Consider the following 14,039-nt stretch of genomic DNA (forward strand, 5'->3'; position numbering starts at 1 on the left):
TGAGCATGACTGGCCAAAACAGCGCGCATTTGCCCGGTAGCAACCCACCCCGCTAGGCCGATGATGCACGCAACGAGCAAAAAAGCGGCCCGGAGACGGGTGCTGATGCGGCTGCCGAAAAGCTGCAGGAGGCGCCAAGGGGGGGGCATCGTTTTCATGCCTTGTGAATAGCCGTGACCGATTAACGCAATGTTAATCGCCGTCGCCCTAAAACCAGCGCCATGACAGCAGGAGGGGTTCCTGCCCCGGCGTATTGGAGGATCGAATCGTGTCAGGCGGCCGCAGGTTGACAAGACGAACGGTTTCAATCGGATTGGGCGCCGGTTTGAGCACGCTGATCGCCGCCCCGGCATTCGGTGAGGCGATCGACATAAAGGTGGCCGCGCAGGCCTGCGAATTGGGGGGAAGCGTCAAGGCGCTTTCGGTGCTGTTGCCTGAAGGGTCGCGGGCCAATCTCGCGCCGGTTGCAAAAGCCTTTACAGAACGGACCGGGGTCGCGGTCGACCTACAAGAAGTGCATGTAGATCAGATCAACGCGGAACTGATGCTTAATAGTGTACTCGGGGAGGCGCGATATGACGTGGCTTTGCCTGCGACTTTTGGTGTCGCAGATCTGGTGGCCGCGGGAGCGGTCCATGCTTTGGATGGCCTCGCCGCACGCTATGAACCGCCGGGGTTTCGCGACCCTATGCTTTATCAAGAAGGGGATAGGTTCGACGGTAAAACCTATGGTTTTCAAACGGATGGTGACGCCTATTTGATGTTCTACCATCGCGAGATGCTGCGCGATCCGGATGAACAAGCGCGCTACGCCGATCGTTTCGGCTATCCACTTGTTCAGCCAGAAACTTGGCAGGAACTGGACCGGCAAATCCGGTTCTTTCATGCACCAGAGGCCGGTCGATATGGCGGACTGTTGTTCCGCACGCCGGGGTATCTCGCATGGGAATGGTGGGTGCGGTTTCACGCCAAGGGCAATTGGCCCTTGTCCCCCGATATGACGCCGCAAATTGCAGATGACCCGGGTGTCGCGGCGCTGGAAGAGTTGATCGCGATCACGGACTGCCTTGCCCCCGAAACTTCGAGCCTGGGGCTGTTTGGAAATTGGGCACGATACGCGAAGGGTGATGTCTATTGCAACATCGGCTGGGGCGGAACGCAGAAATACCTTAACTCTCCTCGATCATTGATGCGCGGACGGATGGTTTACGGGCCAACCCCCGGAGGGCAGGTGGGGGAGGAACTGCTTGAAATCCCCTATTTCAACTGGGGGTGGAGCTTTGTCATCAGCGCGGCATCGACCCAGAAAGAACTCGCCTATTTATTTGCCCTCTTCGCGGTCACGCCAGCAATGTCGACACTTTCCGTTCGACAGCCGGATGGGTTTTTCGACCCTTTTCGTAATGAGCACTACAGTGATCCGGGAGTGGAGGCGGCCTATTCAGAGCCCTTTCTGAAGGTGCATCGCGCGGCGCTTAAAGGGGCGATTCCCGATTTCTATTTGAAAGGGCAATCAGAGTATTTCCAAACATTGGGAAGGGGATTGGATAAGGCCCTTCAGGGTGAGGTTTCGCCGAAAATGGCCCTTACCCGGGCGGCACAGCAATGGCAGTTGATCACAAGCCGGGTCGGACGCGAAAGGCAAATACAAAGGTGGGCGCGCCTGCGAGCGAAATATCCGCCCAATGCGCGTCGATTGCTACGGGATATTGCTTGATGGAACCTTTAGTTTTAATTCGGGTTAGCAGGGCGTTTTGCTCATGCGCTGATCGCAGGGAAGTCGCGATATGACGCAGCGGCTGTTAAGGTTACCTGCCGACCATGAGCTACCTTCGCGCGAAGAGCCGCAGCCTCTCGGGCCTGATGCAGAGGAGTTTATCCATCTGGTAAGTCACGATCTGCGCGGCTCCATTCGCGCGTTGTTGGAACTGCCTGAATGGATCGCCGAGGATATTGAGGAGGCGGGACTGAAGGTAAGCCCTTCAGTCAACAACTCTATCGCCTTGATGAAGCGGCATACGCGGCGGTTGGATCGGATGTTAGTCGACCTGCTTCAATACTCGCGGGCCGGAAAGGGGCGCAATGCGACCGTGCTTGAGCTTCGTCAGGCCTTAGATGCCGCGGTAGAGGAAGTTGGGCTGCCCAGTGGTTTCCGGGTTGACCATCACTTCGGGTGCGACTCTTTCTGCTTTGACCATCAGGACCTGCACTCGCTTTTCGTGGCGTTGATTGGAAACGCGCTCAAGCATCATGATCGGTTTTCCGGGCGGGTTGAGGTAGTGGTAAAAAACGAAGGGGAGGCCATGATGCTCACCGTTTCCGATGATGGGCCGGGAATACCGTCGCGTTATCATGAGCGTGTCTTCCAGCCGATGACAACTTTGCGGTCGCGCGATGAGGTTGAAGGGTCGGGCTTGGGGCTGGCCTTGGTTCGCAAAATCGCAGCGGCTTATGGGGGCCATGCCTGTTTGGTATCCACCGGTGCTGGGCGCGGTGCGACTGTATCCGTGCGTTTGGAGGGCGTCGCTATGACATAGCATAGGTGAAACCCCAGGGAGTCATGGAATTCCTCCTGGCGCCACTATCGAATTGCAGCGCGCGTACCGCTTTATCTCACCACAGCATTCAATGCGAAGGAGGAGATCATCACGTCCCAGTTAGAACCTTGTGCCAAAGGCATTCCGCGCTTGGCGCGGCTGGAGAGTGAGGCTAAGCGAGAGGCCATGCAGCTTTTCCTTCTTTCCGCCCTCACCATGTGCGCCTTTGCGGCGAACTCAATTTTGACCCGAATGGCGGTGGACGGCGGGCATATCGATCCGGCGGGCTTTGCCCTTGTGCGGGTCGGTGCGGGGGCATTGGTTTTGGCCATCTTGGTTGCGCTGCGGGGTGGACGGTTGCCCCTTTTGCAGCGCAACAGGATCGGCGGGGCCGTGAGCCTGGCTGTCTATATGATCGGGTTCAGTCTGGCGTATCTGACGTTGGACGCGGGGCTCGGGGCGCTCATCCTTTTTGGCGTGGTGCAGATTACCATGTTCACCTACGCCGCTTTGACCGGCGCGGCGCCCACCGCGCGGCAGACTACAGGGGCTGCGGCGGCTTTTGCGGGATTGGTTTTGGTCCTCTGGCCGGATGGGCAGGCTTCCACTGATCCAATCGGCGCCGGGCTGATGGTTCTGGCGGGGATCGGCTGGGCCGCCTATACGATCATCGGTCGCACATCGGGCGATCCGCTGGCGGCGACTTCGGCAAACTTTTTGCTGTGTTTGCCGTTCATGCTCATCCTGCCCGCTCTTGCGGGGTCGCATTTCAGCCTGACGGGGCTTTTGTTGGGCGCGCTTTGCGGCGGGCTGACCTCGGGCCTTGGCTATGCCCTGTGGTATGCGGTGCTGACGCGGATCGACGGGGGCACTGCGGCGGTGGCGCAGCTGAGCGTGCCGATCATCGCGATTCTTGCCGGGGCGCTGCTTCTGGGTGAGCCGCTGAGCTTGACGCTTGTCCTCGCAACGGCCTTGGTTTTGGGCGGGATCGCCTGGGCGATCAGCGCAAAATCGGCTCCAAAGGATCGTAGGTGATCGCCGCCTCCGTCGGGCCAAAGGCAACTGTGCCGAGGCTATCGGGCTTGTGGGGGACTTGTGCCAGTTCCGCTTGGGTGACCCATCGATGCCGCGTGACGATGGCCTCTCGGTCTTGCCAATCGGGGGCGATTTGGGCGGATCCGAGGATGTGGCATCTGAAATAGATATCCACCTGATGGAAATCGCCGCCGGGGTCGTGGAACTCATTGACCAAACAAGGCGCGCCGACTGAGATCGTGAGGCCCGTTTCCTCAAAGACCTCGCGCCGCAGGTTGTCGGGGAGGGAGGCGCCGGCCTCCACCCCGCCGCCGGGGGCGCACATCAGGCCCAGCCGATCATCGGCATAGGCGTTGACCAGCAGCAGCCGGTCTTCGTGCAGCAGCACGGCGCGGGCGGCCAATCGAGGGCAGGGTCGGGGCATCGGCATACTTTCGTCAGGTAACGCGCCAAGACCATTTCACAGTCGGGGCAATCAGTCTATCTGGAGGGCATGATGAGATTTTTCACCCTGCTGATTGCCGCGATCTGCTTGGCGATCCCCCTGCCTGCCGCGGCCGAAAACGCGGCGGGGCGCTGTGTGGTTCTGCTCCATGGGCTGGCTAGGACCGAGATGTCTTTTGCCGTGATGGAAGCCGCCTTGGCCGCCGAAGGCTACCGCGTGGTGCGCCCGGGCTACCCTTCGACTGAGGCCAATATCGCGGAATTGGCGAAACAGACCCTGCCGCGCGCAATTGAGGCCTGCGGCACTGCGCAGATCGATTTCGTGACCCATTCCATGGGCGGTATTTTGGTGCGCAAATGGGTGGCCGAGGCCGGGGCCGACCGAGTCGGGCGCGTGGTGATGCTGGGGCCGCCCAATCACGGCAGCGAGGTGGTGGACGAACTGGTCGAGAACCCTGCTTTCGAATGGTTGAATGGGCCCGCCGGGGCCGAGATCGGCACCGATGATGCGGCCTTGCCGAACCAATTGCCGCCGGTCCCTTTCGAATTAGGCGTGATTGCCGGCTCACAGTCGCTCAACCCCTATTTTTCGAGCCTTTTGCCGGGGCCGGATGATGGAAAGGTCTCGGTCGCTTCGACCCGTGTTGCGGGGATGAAAGACCATATCGTCTTGCCGGTGACCCATACCTTCATGATGAACAACCCGCGCGTCATCGCCCAGACCATGGCCTTCTTGAAAACCGGCAGTTTTGATCGGTCGATGACCTTTATCGATGGCGTCCTGAATGCGATCGGCTGCCCGGAAGCGGGCTGCCTGCCGGGGGTGGGAGGGGACGATGCCAAACATTGATCTCTTCAATGCGGAGGTGCTTCACCCCGAGGGGCTGTGCCGTGCGCCGTTGTCTTTTGCCGATGGGGTGATTGCCGATGCCCCGGTCGGGCGGCCTGTCGATCTGACCGGCTTTCAAGTCTTGCCGGGGATCGTCGATCTGCATGGCGACGCGTTCGAGCGGCATCTGGCACCGCGTCGCGGGGCGATGAAACAACTGTCTGAAGGGTTGGTCGCAGCGGAGGCAGAGCTCGCGGCCAATGGCATGACCACCGCGGTCTTGGCGCAATTCGTCAGCTGGGAAGGCGGGCTGCGGGGGCTGGCGTTCGCCGATCAGGTCTTTAGCGGCATCCGCGACACCGCGCCGAAATTGGTGACCGACATCCGCCCGCAGCTTCGGTTTGAGACCCATATGCTCGACCTTTACGACAGTCTGCCGCAGCGGATGGCGGAGTGGAGCGTAGGCTATGTGGTGTTCAACGATCACCTGCCGCATGACCGCTTGGCGGCGGGCAAGACGCCAAAACGGCTGGTCGGGCAGGCGCTGAAGGCCGGGCGCAGCCCGGAGAGACATTTGGCACAGATGCAGGAGATGCACGCGCGGCGCGATGAGGTGCCCGCGGCCTTGGACCGACTCTGCGCGGAACTGGCGCAGCGTGGCGTTAAAATGGGCAGCCATGATGACCAAACCGCCGAGGGCCGCGCCCTTTGGCGGGCGCGGGGCGTGACGCTGGCGGAATTCCCCGAAACGCAGGAGGCCGCCGAGGCCGCGCATGGGGCGGGGGATGCGGTCATCATGGGCGCGCCCAATGTGGTGCGCGGCGGGTCGCATAACGGCAACCTTTCGGCGCTGGACCTGATCAGCATGGGGCTCTGTCACGCGCTGGCGTCGGATTACCATTACCCCTCGCCGCGCCGCGCCGCCTTGATGCTGGCGCAGAGCGGATTGCTGGACCTTGCTGGCGCTTGGGCGTTGGTCTCATCCGGGCCGGCGCAGGTCTTGGGGCTTACGGATCGCGGCACGCTCGCGCCGGGCAAACGCGCCGATATCGTCGTCTTGGACAAGGCCACGGGCCGGGTCGCCGCCACTTTCGCGGCGGGGCGGGTGAGCTTCATGTCCGGCGCGGTGGCGGATCGGTTCTTCGGCTGACCTCAGCCGCGGGTGATCTGGTTTACATGACCCATCTTGCGGCCCGGTTTGACCTCGGCCTTGCCGTAAAGATGCAGCGCGGTGTCGCGGGCGCGGGCCAGTTCGGGCACGCGGTCCATGTCATCGCCGATGAGGTTGGTCATCACCACATCTGCATAGCGCTGCCCATCGCCCAAGGGCCATCCGGCCACGGCGCGGATATGCTGCTCGAATTGGTCGATGGTGCAGCCGTTCTGGGTCCAATGGCCAGAGTTATGCACCCGCGGGGCGATCTCATTCACGATCAGCCCCTGCGGCGTGACGAAAAGCTCGACCCCCATAACGCCCACGTAATCCAGTGCGTTCAGCACGCGACCGGCAAGCAGCACCGCGTCGGTGCGCTGTGCATTACTGATCTTGGCGGGCACGGTGGTGGTGTGCAGGATGCCATCGCGGTGGACATTCTCACCAGGGTCGAAACAGGCAACCTCGCCCGTGGCACTGCGCGCGGCGATGACAGAGATTTCGGCGCTGAAATTGACGAAACCTTCGAGCACGGAAGGCGCGCCGTTCATCTCGGCCCAAGCGGCGTCAAGGTCGGCATCGTCTTTCAGCCGCGCTTGGCCCTTTCCGTCATAGCCGAAACGGCGGGTCTTGAGGATCGCAGGCGTGCCGATTTGGGCCACGGCGGCCTTGAGGCTGGCCGCGTCGGTCACATCGGCGAAAGGGGCCACGCGCAGGCCAAGATCGCCGAGGAAGGTCTTCTCGGTCAGCCGATCTTGGGAAATGCGCAGCGCTTCGCGGCCCGGGCGCAGCGGGGTGATCGCCTCGACCGCGTCGAGCGCCTCGGTGGGGATGTTCTCAAACTCGAAGGTGACGATGTCACAGGCGCGGGCGAAAGCCTCCAGCGCCTTGTGGTCGTCATAGGGGGCGGTGGACACTGCATGGGCCACATCGGCAGCGGGCGGGTTGGCGCCTGGCTCGAAGATATGGGTGCGAAAGCCAAGCCGTGCAGCGGCGACAGAAAGCATGCGGCCCAATTGGCCGCCGCCCAGAATGCCGATGGTGGCGCCGGTTTGTAGGGGTTCAGTCATGCGGCACCTCGGGGATCGAAGCGCTGAGCGCGTCGCGCCAATCGTCCAGTCGCTTGGCCAATTCCGGGTCTTGCAGCGCAAGGATGCCCGCCGCCATCAGGGCGGCATTGGCCGCGCCTGCGGCACCGATAGCCATGGTCGCGACCGGAAAGCCACGCGGCATTTGCAAGATGGAATAGAGCGAATCCACACCCGACAGCGCCTTGGTCTGCACCGGCACGCCGATCACCGGCACGCGGGTTTTGGAGGCCATCATGCCCGGCAAATGCGCCGCCCCGCCTGCGCCCGCGATGATGACTTGCAAACCCCGGTCCACCGCCGTTTTGCCATAATCCCAGAGCCGGTCCGGGGTGCGATGGGCGGAAACGATGCGCGCCTCGAAGGGGATGTTAAGCTCGTCCAGCAGGGTTGCTGCTTCGCGCATGGTGGCCCAGTCGGACTGGGACCCCATGATGATGCCAACCGGGGGCGTGGTCATTGCTGCGGGCCTTCTCTTGGTGGATCAGAGCGCGCACTATACCCATCACGGCCCATCTGGCAACGCCGATTGCCGCGGGCCATGGGGGATAATGGGTCAGGCGATGATATCGGGCGTCAGCCGGTCTTCGATCTGGGCAATCAAATCCTTGAGACGCAGTTTGCGTTTCTTGAGCCGTTGCAGGGTCAGTTGATCCCCGGTGCCGCGTTCGACCAGCGCATGGATGGCGTCATCCAGATCGCGATGTTCCCGTCGAAAGACCTCAAGCTCGACACGCAGCACTTCGTCCGTTTTCATCGACAGATCGGTAGGGGCATTCATGGGCAGGTGATTCCGTTGGGCATCTGAACCTTGAATATAAGCGGTTGAGAACATTTGGCATAGCCCTTGCGCCCTTGCCCAAGCCCCCCCATATTCAATGCAACGGGCTGCCGGTTGCGGGGCCTGTGAAACACTGTCGCTTGACCTGATAAGGACGTGTCGCATGACGAAATTAACGCTTGCCTCTTACCCGCATATGCTTGGGTTTGAACAATTGGAACGGGTGCTTGAACGCAGCGCCAAGGCCGGAAACGAAGGTTATCCGCCGTTCAACATCGAACAAACCTCAGACTACAGCTATCGCATCACGCTGGCGGTGGCGGGTTTTTCGGAACAGGATCTGTCGATAACCGTTGAGGATAGACAGCTCGTGATCCGTGGGCGTCAGTCCGACGATGGCGAAGACCGGGTGTTTCTGCACCGTGGAATCGCCGCGCGTCAATTCCAGCGCTCGTTCGTACTGGCCGATGGGGTCGATGTGGGCGAGGCGGTTATGGAGAATGGTCTGCTGCATGTCGACCTGACCCGCGCCAAGCCTGAAACGGTGGTTCAAACCATCAAGATCAAGAAGGGGTAACATCATGCAAGGCGCAATCACCCACGGAAACGACCGTATGGTCTATGTCAAAACCATCGCTGTCGCCGACCTGCCGCGCGAGGTGCGCGATCAGGCCGAGGGGCTTGAGCTTCTTTATGCCGTTCACGATGCCGAAGGGCAGCAACTGGCGTTGGTCGGCGATCAGAAACTCGCCTTCTCATTGGCGCGAGAGCATGACTACCGGCCAGTGATGGTGCATTGACGCCGCGCGGCGCGAAGATACGCTAAGCCCGATGCAAGGCCGCAGTCCGCTGCGGCCTTTTTTATTGGGAGCGGTCTTATGGATTTCGATTTCGACTGGGTGGATGCCTTTACCGACCAAGTCTTTGGCGGCAATGGCTGCGCCGTGGTGCATGGCGGGAAAGGGCTGCCGGATGAGCTATGCATGGCCTATGTGCGCGAAACATCCCTCGTGGAATGCACCTTTACCGGCCCGTCGGAGGTCGCGGATTTCAAGGTGAAATACTACCTCGCCAGTCGAGAGATACCCTTTGCGGGCCACCCCACCATCGCCACCGTCGCAGCGCTGCGCCATCGCGGGTTGATCGGCGAAGGGCCACTGCGGTTGGAGACTGGCGCGGGGATCGTTGAGGTCGAGGTGCGCGGCTCCCAAATCGCCATGACCCAGATCGCGCCGGTTTTCGGGGAAGAAGTGCCTGCCGATCTCGTCGCCAAGGTGGGCGGCGTGGCACCCGAGGATATCATCGCGCCGCCGCAGGTAGTTTCTACCGGACTGCCGTTCTGTATCACCGTTCTGCGCAGTCGCGCCGCATTGGAAGGGCTGAAGCTTAACCCCGAGGCGCTCGCGGCCTATAACGCCCATCTGGGGCAGGGCAGCAATATGATGGAGCCCTTCTGGGTCACCCTCGAAGGCGCGACCGCTGCGGGCAATACCTATGCGCGGCTGCTGCTGGCCCCGCCCAGCCCTGCCGAAGACCCTTTCACCGGTTCGGCGACGGGTGCCATGGCGGCCTATCTTTGGGCGCGCGGATTGATTGACAGCCCGAATTTCGTGGCCGAGCAGGGGTACCTCATGGGTCGCCCCGGACGGGCGGAGGTCGAGGTGCTTGGCCCCCGCGATGCGATCACCGGTGTCCGTGTGGCGGGGCAGGGGCGCGTGGTGATGTCGGGCCAAGTCTTCATGCCCGAGGTGGCCTAAGCCCGAACGCAAAACGCAGCCCCTAGGGGCTGCGTTGTTCTTGGCAAAGACTGATCGGTTTACTCCGCGATCAGCCCCATGTTTTCGAGCTTCAGCAACACCTGATGCGCGCAGTTGTCGACCTCAACATTCTCGGTCTCCAGCACCAGTTCGGCGTTCTGCGGCACATCGTAGGGGTCGGAAATGCCGGTGAATTCCTTGATCTTGCCCTCCCGCGCCAGTTTGTAGAGCCCCTTGCGGTCGCGGCGTTCGCATTCCTCGATAGAGGTCGCGACATGCACTTCGACAAAGGCGCCGAAATTCTCCACATCCTCGCGCACCGCGCGGCGGGTGGCGGCATAGGGCGCAATCGGTGCGCAGATGGCGATGCCGCCGTTCTTGGTGATCTCGCTTGCGACATAGCCGATGCGGCGGATGTTCAGGTCGCGGTGCTCTTTCGAGAAGCCGAGTTCGGAACTGAGGTTTTTCCGCACGATATCCCCGTCCAGCAGCGTCACCGGGCGGCCGCCCATCTCCATCAGCTTGACCATCAGCGCGTTGGCGATGGTGGATTTGCCGGAGCCGGAGAAACCGGTGAAGAAGACGGTGAAGCCCTGCTTGGAGCGCGGCGGGGAGGTGCGGCGCAGCTCCTTCACGACCTCGGGGAAGGAGAACCACTCAGGGATCTCCAAACCTTCGCGCAGGCGGCGGCGCAGCTCGGTGCCAGAGATGTTCAGGATGGTGACGCTGTCCTTGTCCTCGATCTCATCCATGGCCTCGTATTGAGCGCGTTCCTGCACCCAGACCATATGTTTGAAATCGACCATTTCGATGCCCATCTCCTCCTGATGCGCGCGGAACAGGTCCTGCGCGTCATAGGGGCCATAGAAATCCTCACCGGCGGAATTCTTGCCGGGGCCAGCGTGGTCGCGGCCCACGATGAAATGGGTGCAGCCGTGGTTTTTGCGGATCAGCCCGTGCCAGACGGCCTCGCGCGGGCCAGCCATGCGCATGGCGAGGTTCAAGAGCGACATGGAGGTGGTGGCGGCAGGATACTTATCGAGCACCGCCTCATAGCAGCGCACGCGGGTGAAGTGATCGACATCGCCGGGTTTGGTCATGCCGACAACGGGGTGGATCAGCAGGTTGGCCTGCGCTTCACGGGCGGCGCGGAAGGTGAGTTCCTGATGCGCGCGGTGCAGCGGGTTGCGGGTTTGGAAGGCCACGACGCGGCGCCAGCCCAGTTTGCGGAAATAGGCGCGCAATTCGTTGGGCGTGTCGCGGCGGGCGCGGAAGTCGTAGTGCACGGGCTGCTGGATGCCGGTCACGGGGCCGCCCAGATAGACGTTGCCTGCTTGGTTGTGCAGGTAGTTCACCGCCGGATGCGCCTCGTCATCGGCGCCAAAGACCTTCTCGGCCTCGCGCGATTTGTTCGGGGTCCAGCGGTCGGTGACGGTCATGGTGGCGAGGATCACGCCCTCTTGGTCGCGCAGGGCGATGTCCTGCCCTACTTCCAGCTTCTCGGCGAAAGCCTCGGTCACGTCGAGGGTGATGGGCATCGGCCAGAGGGAGCCATCCGCCAGCCGCATATTCTCGACCACGCTGTCGTAGTCCTCTTCGCCCAAGAACCCTTTCAGCGGGTTAAAGCCGCCGTTCATCAAGAGTTCCAGATCGCAGATCTGACGCGGGGTGAGGTCGAGGCTCACCAGATTGCCCGCCTCCACCTTCAGTTTTTGCGACGACTCGTAAGAGACGTAGAGTTCGGGGATCGGCGTGAGGTTGCTGGGCATCATGACTATCACTTTTCTTCAGGGAACAGGCGGCTTCGGTCCCGGCTGCCATAGCTGCAAAAGATGTGAAAAGTCTATAGAACTAAGGGGTGTCGCCCCGTTAAAGGCCGAAATCCCATGATCCGAGGGAGGCCTGCAATTCGGGTGCTGAGGGGCGGCGGAAACCGGAATTATCTCCGCCGCACCTTCGTCTGACTTAAACGTCTTCCTTCACTTCGGCCCCGTAGCCGAGCGGGAGGGAGGTATCTTTGCCGTCATCGTCGCCCACTTCGGCAAGGAAGCGCTCGGCTTCGAGTGCTGCCATGCAGCCCATGCCGGCGCTGGTCACCGCTTGGCGGTACTTGTGGTCGGTCAAATCGCCTGCGGCAAAGACGCCGGGGATGGAGGTCTTGGTGCTGTCGGGTTTGGTCACGACATAGCCGCCCATGTGGGTCTCCAGCGTGTCTTTGACCAACTCGTTGGCAGGCGCATGGCCGATGGCCACGAAGACGCCCTTGGCGGGGATGTCGGTGATCTCGCCGGTCTTGGTGTGTTTGACCTTCACGCCCTCGACGCCGAGCGGGTTGTCGGTGCCGTAAACCTCATGCAACTCATGGAACCACAGCGGCTCGATCTTGGGGTTCTTCATCAACCGGTCGATCAGGATCTTCTCGGCGCGCAGCTCGTCCCGGCGGTGGATCAGCGTGACCTTGGAGGCGAAGTTGGTGAGGAACAGCGCCTCTTCCACGGCGGTGTTGCCGCCGCCGATGACCACGATCTCCTGACCGCGGTAGAAGAACCCATCGCAGGTAGCGCAGGCCGAGACGCCGAAGCCCTTGAACTTTTCTTCGCTCTCCAGCCCGAGCCACTTGGCCCGCGCCCCGGTGGCGAGGATCACGGAATCGGCGACGTAAGTCGTGCCGCTGTCGCCCTTGGCGTGGAACGGGCGGCTCGACAGGTCGAGGTCGGTGATGATGTCGCCGATGATCTCGGTCCCCATGGCCTTGGCGTGGTCCTGCATGCGGATCATCAGGTCGGGGCCCTGCACCTCGCTGTCGCCGGGCCAGTTCTCGACCTCGGTGGTGGTGGTCAGCTGGCCGCCCGGCTCGATCCCCTGCACGAGAATCGGCTCCAGCATGGCGCGGCTTGCGTAGACCCCGGCGGTATAGCCTGCGGGGCCGGAGCCGATGATCAGTACCTTGGTTTTACGTGTCTCGGCCATCTGGCGCCCCCGGGCTGTCATTGATATTGCCCGCCTCATATAGCGATAGCCGCGAAGCCGTTAAACCCCTGCCGTCACCGCCCTGCCATTACGCTTGCGTGAGCGGTGAGGGCGGTTGGCATCAAGGATCGCGATAAAGAATATTGCGCTTATGTGAAACTTTATTGCGCGTACCACGCAGGCTGCTATAAGAATCGAAAATTCACTGAGGATGTTATGGCGGGTACACGACTTGATCCGATAGACCGGATGATCTTGGCCGAGTTGCAATCTGATGGCCGGATGACGAATGTCGAACTTGCCAAACGCGTCGGCATCTCTGCACCGCCCTGTTTGCGCCGGGTGCGCACCTTGGAAGAGCAGGGCTATATCAAAGGCTATCATGCGGATGTCGATGCGCGCGAACTGGGCTTTGAGGTGCAGGTCTTCGCCATGGTCGGGCTGGCCAGTCAGGCCGAGGCTGATCTGAGCGCGTTTGAAGAGAAATGCCGTGGTTGGCCGCTGGTGCGCGAGTGCCATATGCTCAACGGTGAGGTCGATTTCATCCTGAAATGCGTGGCACCAGATCTGTCGAGCTTTCAAAGCTTCCTGACCGGGCATTTGCTGACCACGCCCAATGTGGAAAGCGTGAAGACCAGCCTCGTGATCCGCGGGGCCAAGGACGAGCCCGGCGTGCCCTTCGACGTGTTGGAAGCGCGGCTGTCGACCGCGCCTTAAGGTCAGCTATCGGCGCGGTCTTCTGCCGCCTCGGGCGCGCGGGGATGGGCGAGGGGGCCGAAATCCCGCCCATGCGCGATCTGCGGAAACATGGATAGAAAGCGATCCCGCAGGCCGGGCGTTGCGTCACGCAGCGCTTGAGCGCCGGGGTGAAAGGTCTCCATCTCTAGCCCGCCTGCCTTGATCACCGCATGGCGCGACAGACAGATATGAAACAGGCGTACCGGGGTTGGCGGGGTGACCTCGATCACATTGACCCCATCCACGAATTCGCACAGCGGTGTGAGCAGGCGGCTGCCCTCCGCCCCGGCCCGCAGGTGGGGCGGCGTCTGGAGCACCCGTGCGGCGGGGCCGAGGGTGATGAAAGAATTCGGGCGCCCCTCGCCGAAACTGTCGGGCATGATACGGATGAGGGGCAGCCGCCCACTGTCCGCCGGGATGAAACGGCTCGACCCGATCCAGATCAACTGCGCCGGGTCTCCGGCACTCGTGTGGATCATGTCGCCGGGCTGGAGGTCTTCGATGGCGATGTCGCCCTGCACCGTTTGGATTGGCGTCCCGCGGGCGAAGGCCGCGAAAGCGGCTTCGAGAAGTGGCGCGGCGGGGGCGGTGTCTTGGCCGATATAGAGCGACCCGTCGGCGCGGAGCGCGGCGACTTCATAGCTGCGCATCGGCGCGGGCGGTGGGCCTTCGGCTTTGGTGGCGGTCTCAGTCATGCAAAACCCTTT

Annotated in this window: 16 protein-coding genes; 9 read left to right on the forward strand and 7 right to left on the reverse strand. The window is 62.0% G+C overall.

Translation table 11 applies throughout. The annotated features are described in order from the left end of the window. Positions 1-325 precede the first annotated feature (325 nt). The 3 genes from ACGYLX_RS01060 to ACGYLX_RS01070 all read left to right on the forward strand — a co-directional run bounded on the left by ACGYLX_RS01060 (position 326) and on the right by ACGYLX_RS01070 (position 3,572). Positions 326-1,717: an extracellular solute-binding protein gene (locus ACGYLX_RS01060; RefSeq protein ID WP_394446864.1), complete on the forward strand. Its 1,392-nt coding sequence runs from the start codon at positions 326-328 to the stop codon at positions 1,715-1,717. A gap of 70 nt (positions 1,718-1,787) precedes the next feature. Next, positions 1,788-2,537, forward strand: coding sequence for an ATP-binding protein (locus ACGYLX_RS01065; protein ID WP_394446866.1), 750 nt, complete (start codon positions 1,788-1,790; stop codon positions 2,535-2,537). Between the two features lie 186 nt (positions 2,538-2,723). Next, positions 2,724-3,572: a DMT family transporter gene (locus tag ACGYLX_RS01070; RefSeq protein WP_394446868.1), complete on the forward strand. Its 849-nt coding sequence runs from the start codon at positions 2,724-2,726 to the stop codon at positions 3,570-3,572. Here the strand turns inward: ACGYLX_RS01070 and ACGYLX_RS01075 are convergent. Next, complete coding sequence (locus ACGYLX_RS01075) at positions 3,538-4,002, reverse strand: NUDIX domain-containing protein (RefSeq protein ID WP_394446871.1); 465 nt, start codon at positions 4,000-4,002, stop codon at positions 3,538-3,540. The two genes, ACGYLX_RS01070 and ACGYLX_RS01075, sit on opposite strands and share 35 nt — an antisense overlap. 66 nt (positions 4,003-4,068) lie before the next feature. Between ACGYLX_RS01075 and ACGYLX_RS01080 the strand changes: the two genes are divergently transcribed. Together ACGYLX_RS01080 and ACGYLX_RS01085 are read left to right on the forward strand one after the other, a co-directional pair. Then, on the forward strand, positions 4,069-4,866 hold the full coding sequence (locus tag ACGYLX_RS01080; RefSeq protein ID WP_394446873.1) for an esterase/lipase family protein: 798 nt from the start codon (positions 4,069-4,071) through the stop codon (positions 4,864-4,866). After that, positions 4,853-5,995 carry an alpha-D-ribose 1-methylphosphonate 5-triphosphate diphosphatase gene (locus tag ACGYLX_RS01085; RefSeq protein WP_394446875.1) on the forward strand — a complete coding sequence of 381 codons (1,143 nt, stop codon included), beginning with the start codon at positions 4,853-4,855 and terminating at the stop codon, positions 5,993-5,995. Before ACGYLX_RS01080 ends, ACGYLX_RS01085 begins: the two co-directional genes overlap by 14 nt. A gap of 2 nt (positions 5,996-5,997) precedes the next feature. Here the strand turns inward: ACGYLX_RS01085 and ACGYLX_RS01090 are convergent, their stop codons facing one another. From ACGYLX_RS01090 to ACGYLX_RS01100, 3 genes are all read right to left on the reverse strand, one after another. Then, positions 5,998-7,068: a 5-(carboxyamino)imidazole ribonucleotide synthase gene (locus ACGYLX_RS01090; protein ID WP_394446877.1), complete on the reverse strand. Its 1,071-nt coding sequence runs from the start codon at positions 7,066-7,068 to the stop codon at positions 5,998-6,000. Further along, positions 7,061-7,546: a 5-(carboxyamino)imidazole ribonucleotide mutase gene (gene purE / locus ACGYLX_RS01095; RefSeq protein WP_209218256.1), complete on the reverse strand. Its 486-nt coding sequence runs from the start codon at positions 7,544-7,546 to the stop codon at positions 7,061-7,063. The genes ACGYLX_RS01090 and purE overlap by 8 nt, the downstream gene beginning before the upstream one ends. A gap of 96 nt (positions 7,547-7,642) precedes the next feature. Beyond that, positions 7,643-7,867, reverse strand: coding sequence for a YdcH family protein (locus ACGYLX_RS01100; protein WP_067267347.1), 225 nt, complete (start codon positions 7,865-7,867; stop codon positions 7,643-7,645). Positions 7,868-8,030: 163 nt separating this feature from the next. Between ACGYLX_RS01100 and ACGYLX_RS01105 the strand changes: the two genes are divergently transcribed. From ACGYLX_RS01105 to ACGYLX_RS01115, 3 genes are all read left to right on the forward strand, one after another. Further along, complete coding sequence (locus tag ACGYLX_RS01105) at positions 8,031-8,444, forward strand: Hsp20 family protein (RefSeq protein ID WP_067267324.1); 414 nt, start codon at positions 8,031-8,033, stop codon at positions 8,442-8,444. A 4-nt stretch (positions 8,445-8,448) separates the two neighbouring features. Further along, complete coding sequence (locus ACGYLX_RS01110; RefSeq protein WP_394446879.1) at positions 8,449-8,667, forward strand: DUF1150 family protein; 219 nt, start codon at positions 8,449-8,451, stop codon at positions 8,665-8,667. 78 nt (positions 8,668-8,745) lie between these two features. Beyond that, entirely contained in the window at positions 8,746-9,624 is an 879-nt protein-coding gene (locus tag ACGYLX_RS01115) for a PhzF family phenazine biosynthesis protein (protein ID WP_394446881.1), read from the forward strand. Between the two features lie 59 nt (positions 9,625-9,683). Here ACGYLX_RS01115 and ACGYLX_RS01120 read toward each other — a convergent pair whose 3' ends face one another. After that, the gene (locus ACGYLX_RS01120; protein WP_394446882.1) at positions 9,684-11,396 is read right to left on the reverse strand and encodes a bifunctional sulfate adenylyltransferase/adenylylsulfate kinase; all 1,713 of its coding nucleotides are present in this window, start codon (positions 11,394-11,396) and stop codon (positions 9,684-9,686) included. A gap of 193 nt (positions 11,397-11,589) precedes the next feature. After that, on the reverse strand, positions 11,590-12,594 hold the full coding sequence (gene trxB / locus ACGYLX_RS01125; protein ID WP_394446884.1) for a thioredoxin-disulfide reductase: 1,005 nt from the start codon (positions 12,592-12,594) through the stop codon (positions 11,590-11,592). 216 nt (positions 12,595-12,810) lie between these two features. Between trxB and ACGYLX_RS01130 the strand changes: the two genes are divergently transcribed. After that, the gene (locus ACGYLX_RS01130; RefSeq protein WP_394446886.1) at positions 12,811-13,311 is read left to right on the forward strand and encodes an Lrp/AsnC family transcriptional regulator; all 501 of its coding nucleotides are present in this window, start codon (positions 12,811-12,813) and stop codon (positions 13,309-13,311) included. Between the two features lie 2 nt (positions 13,312-13,313). Here the strand turns inward: ACGYLX_RS01130 and ACGYLX_RS01135 are convergent, their stop codons facing one another. Further along, positions 13,314-14,027 carry a Hint domain-containing protein gene (locus ACGYLX_RS01135; protein WP_394446889.1) on the reverse strand — a complete coding sequence of 238 codons (714 nt, stop codon included), beginning with the start codon at positions 14,025-14,027 and terminating at the stop codon, positions 13,314-13,316. Positions 14,028-14,039: the final 12 nt, after the last annotated feature.

The organism is Sulfitobacter sp. 1A13496, from assembly GCF_043557225.1.
GTDB classification, from domain to species: Bacteria; Pseudomonadota; Alphaproteobacteria; order Rhodobacterales; family Rhodobacteraceae; genus Sulfitobacter; species Sulfitobacter faviae.

What these genes read in the sequence shown, in the direction of transcription:
- ACGYLX_RS01135 (WP_394446889.1), bottom strand. Translation starts at nt 14,027, where the DNA reads ATGACTGAGACCGCCACCAAAGCCGAAGGCCCACCGCCCGCGCCGATG.
- ACGYLX_RS01075 (WP_394446871.1), bottom strand. Translation starts at nt 4,002, where the DNA reads ATGCCGATGCCCCGACCCTGCCCTCGATTGGCCGCCCGCGCCGTGCTG.
- ACGYLX_RS01070 (WP_394446868.1), top strand. Translation starts at nt 2,724, where the DNA reads ATGCAGCTTTTCCTTCTTTCCGCCCTCACCATGTGCGCCTTTGCGGCG.
- ACGYLX_RS01085 (WP_394446875.1), top strand. Translation starts at nt 4,853, where the DNA reads ATGCCAAACATTGATCTCTTCAATGCGGAGGTGCTTCACCCCGAGGGG.
- trxB (WP_394446884.1), bottom strand. Translation starts at nt 12,594, where the DNA reads ATGGCCGAGACACGTAAAACCAAGGTACTGATCATCGGCTCCGGCCCC.
- ACGYLX_RS01100 (WP_067267347.1), bottom strand. Translation starts at nt 7,867, where the DNA reads ATGAATGCCCCTACCGATCTGTCGATGAAAACGGACGAAGTGCTGCGT.
- ACGYLX_RS01090 (WP_394446877.1), bottom strand. Translation starts at nt 7,068, where the DNA reads ATGACTGAACCCCTACAAACCGGCGCCACCATCGGCATTCTGGGCGGC.
- ACGYLX_RS01115 (WP_394446881.1), top strand. Translation starts at nt 8,746, where the DNA reads ATGGATTTCGATTTCGACTGGGTGGATGCCTTTACCGACCAAGTCTTT.
- purE (WP_209218256.1), bottom strand. Translation starts at nt 7,546, where the DNA reads ATGACCACGCCCCCGGTTGGCATCATCATGGGGTCCCAGTCCGACTGG.
- ACGYLX_RS01105 (WP_067267324.1), top strand. Translation starts at nt 8,031, where the DNA reads ATGACGAAATTAACGCTTGCCTCTTACCCGCATATGCTTGGGTTTGAA.
- ACGYLX_RS01080 (WP_394446873.1), top strand. Translation starts at nt 4,069, where the DNA reads ATGAGATTTTTCACCCTGCTGATTGCCGCGATCTGCTTGGCGATCCCC.
- ACGYLX_RS01110 (WP_394446879.1), top strand. Translation starts at nt 8,449, where the DNA reads ATGCAAGGCGCAATCACCCACGGAAACGACCGTATGGTCTATGTCAAA.
- ACGYLX_RS01120 (WP_394446882.1), bottom strand. Translation starts at nt 11,396, where the DNA reads ATGATGCCCAGCAACCTCACGCCGATCCCCGAACTCTACGTCTCTTAC.
- ACGYLX_RS01065 (WP_394446866.1), top strand. Translation starts at nt 1,788, where the DNA reads ATGACGCAGCGGCTGTTAAGGTTACCTGCCGACCATGAGCTACCTTCG.
- ACGYLX_RS01130 (WP_394446886.1), top strand. Translation starts at nt 12,811, where the DNA reads ATGGCGGGTACACGACTTGATCCGATAGACCGGATGATCTTGGCCGAG.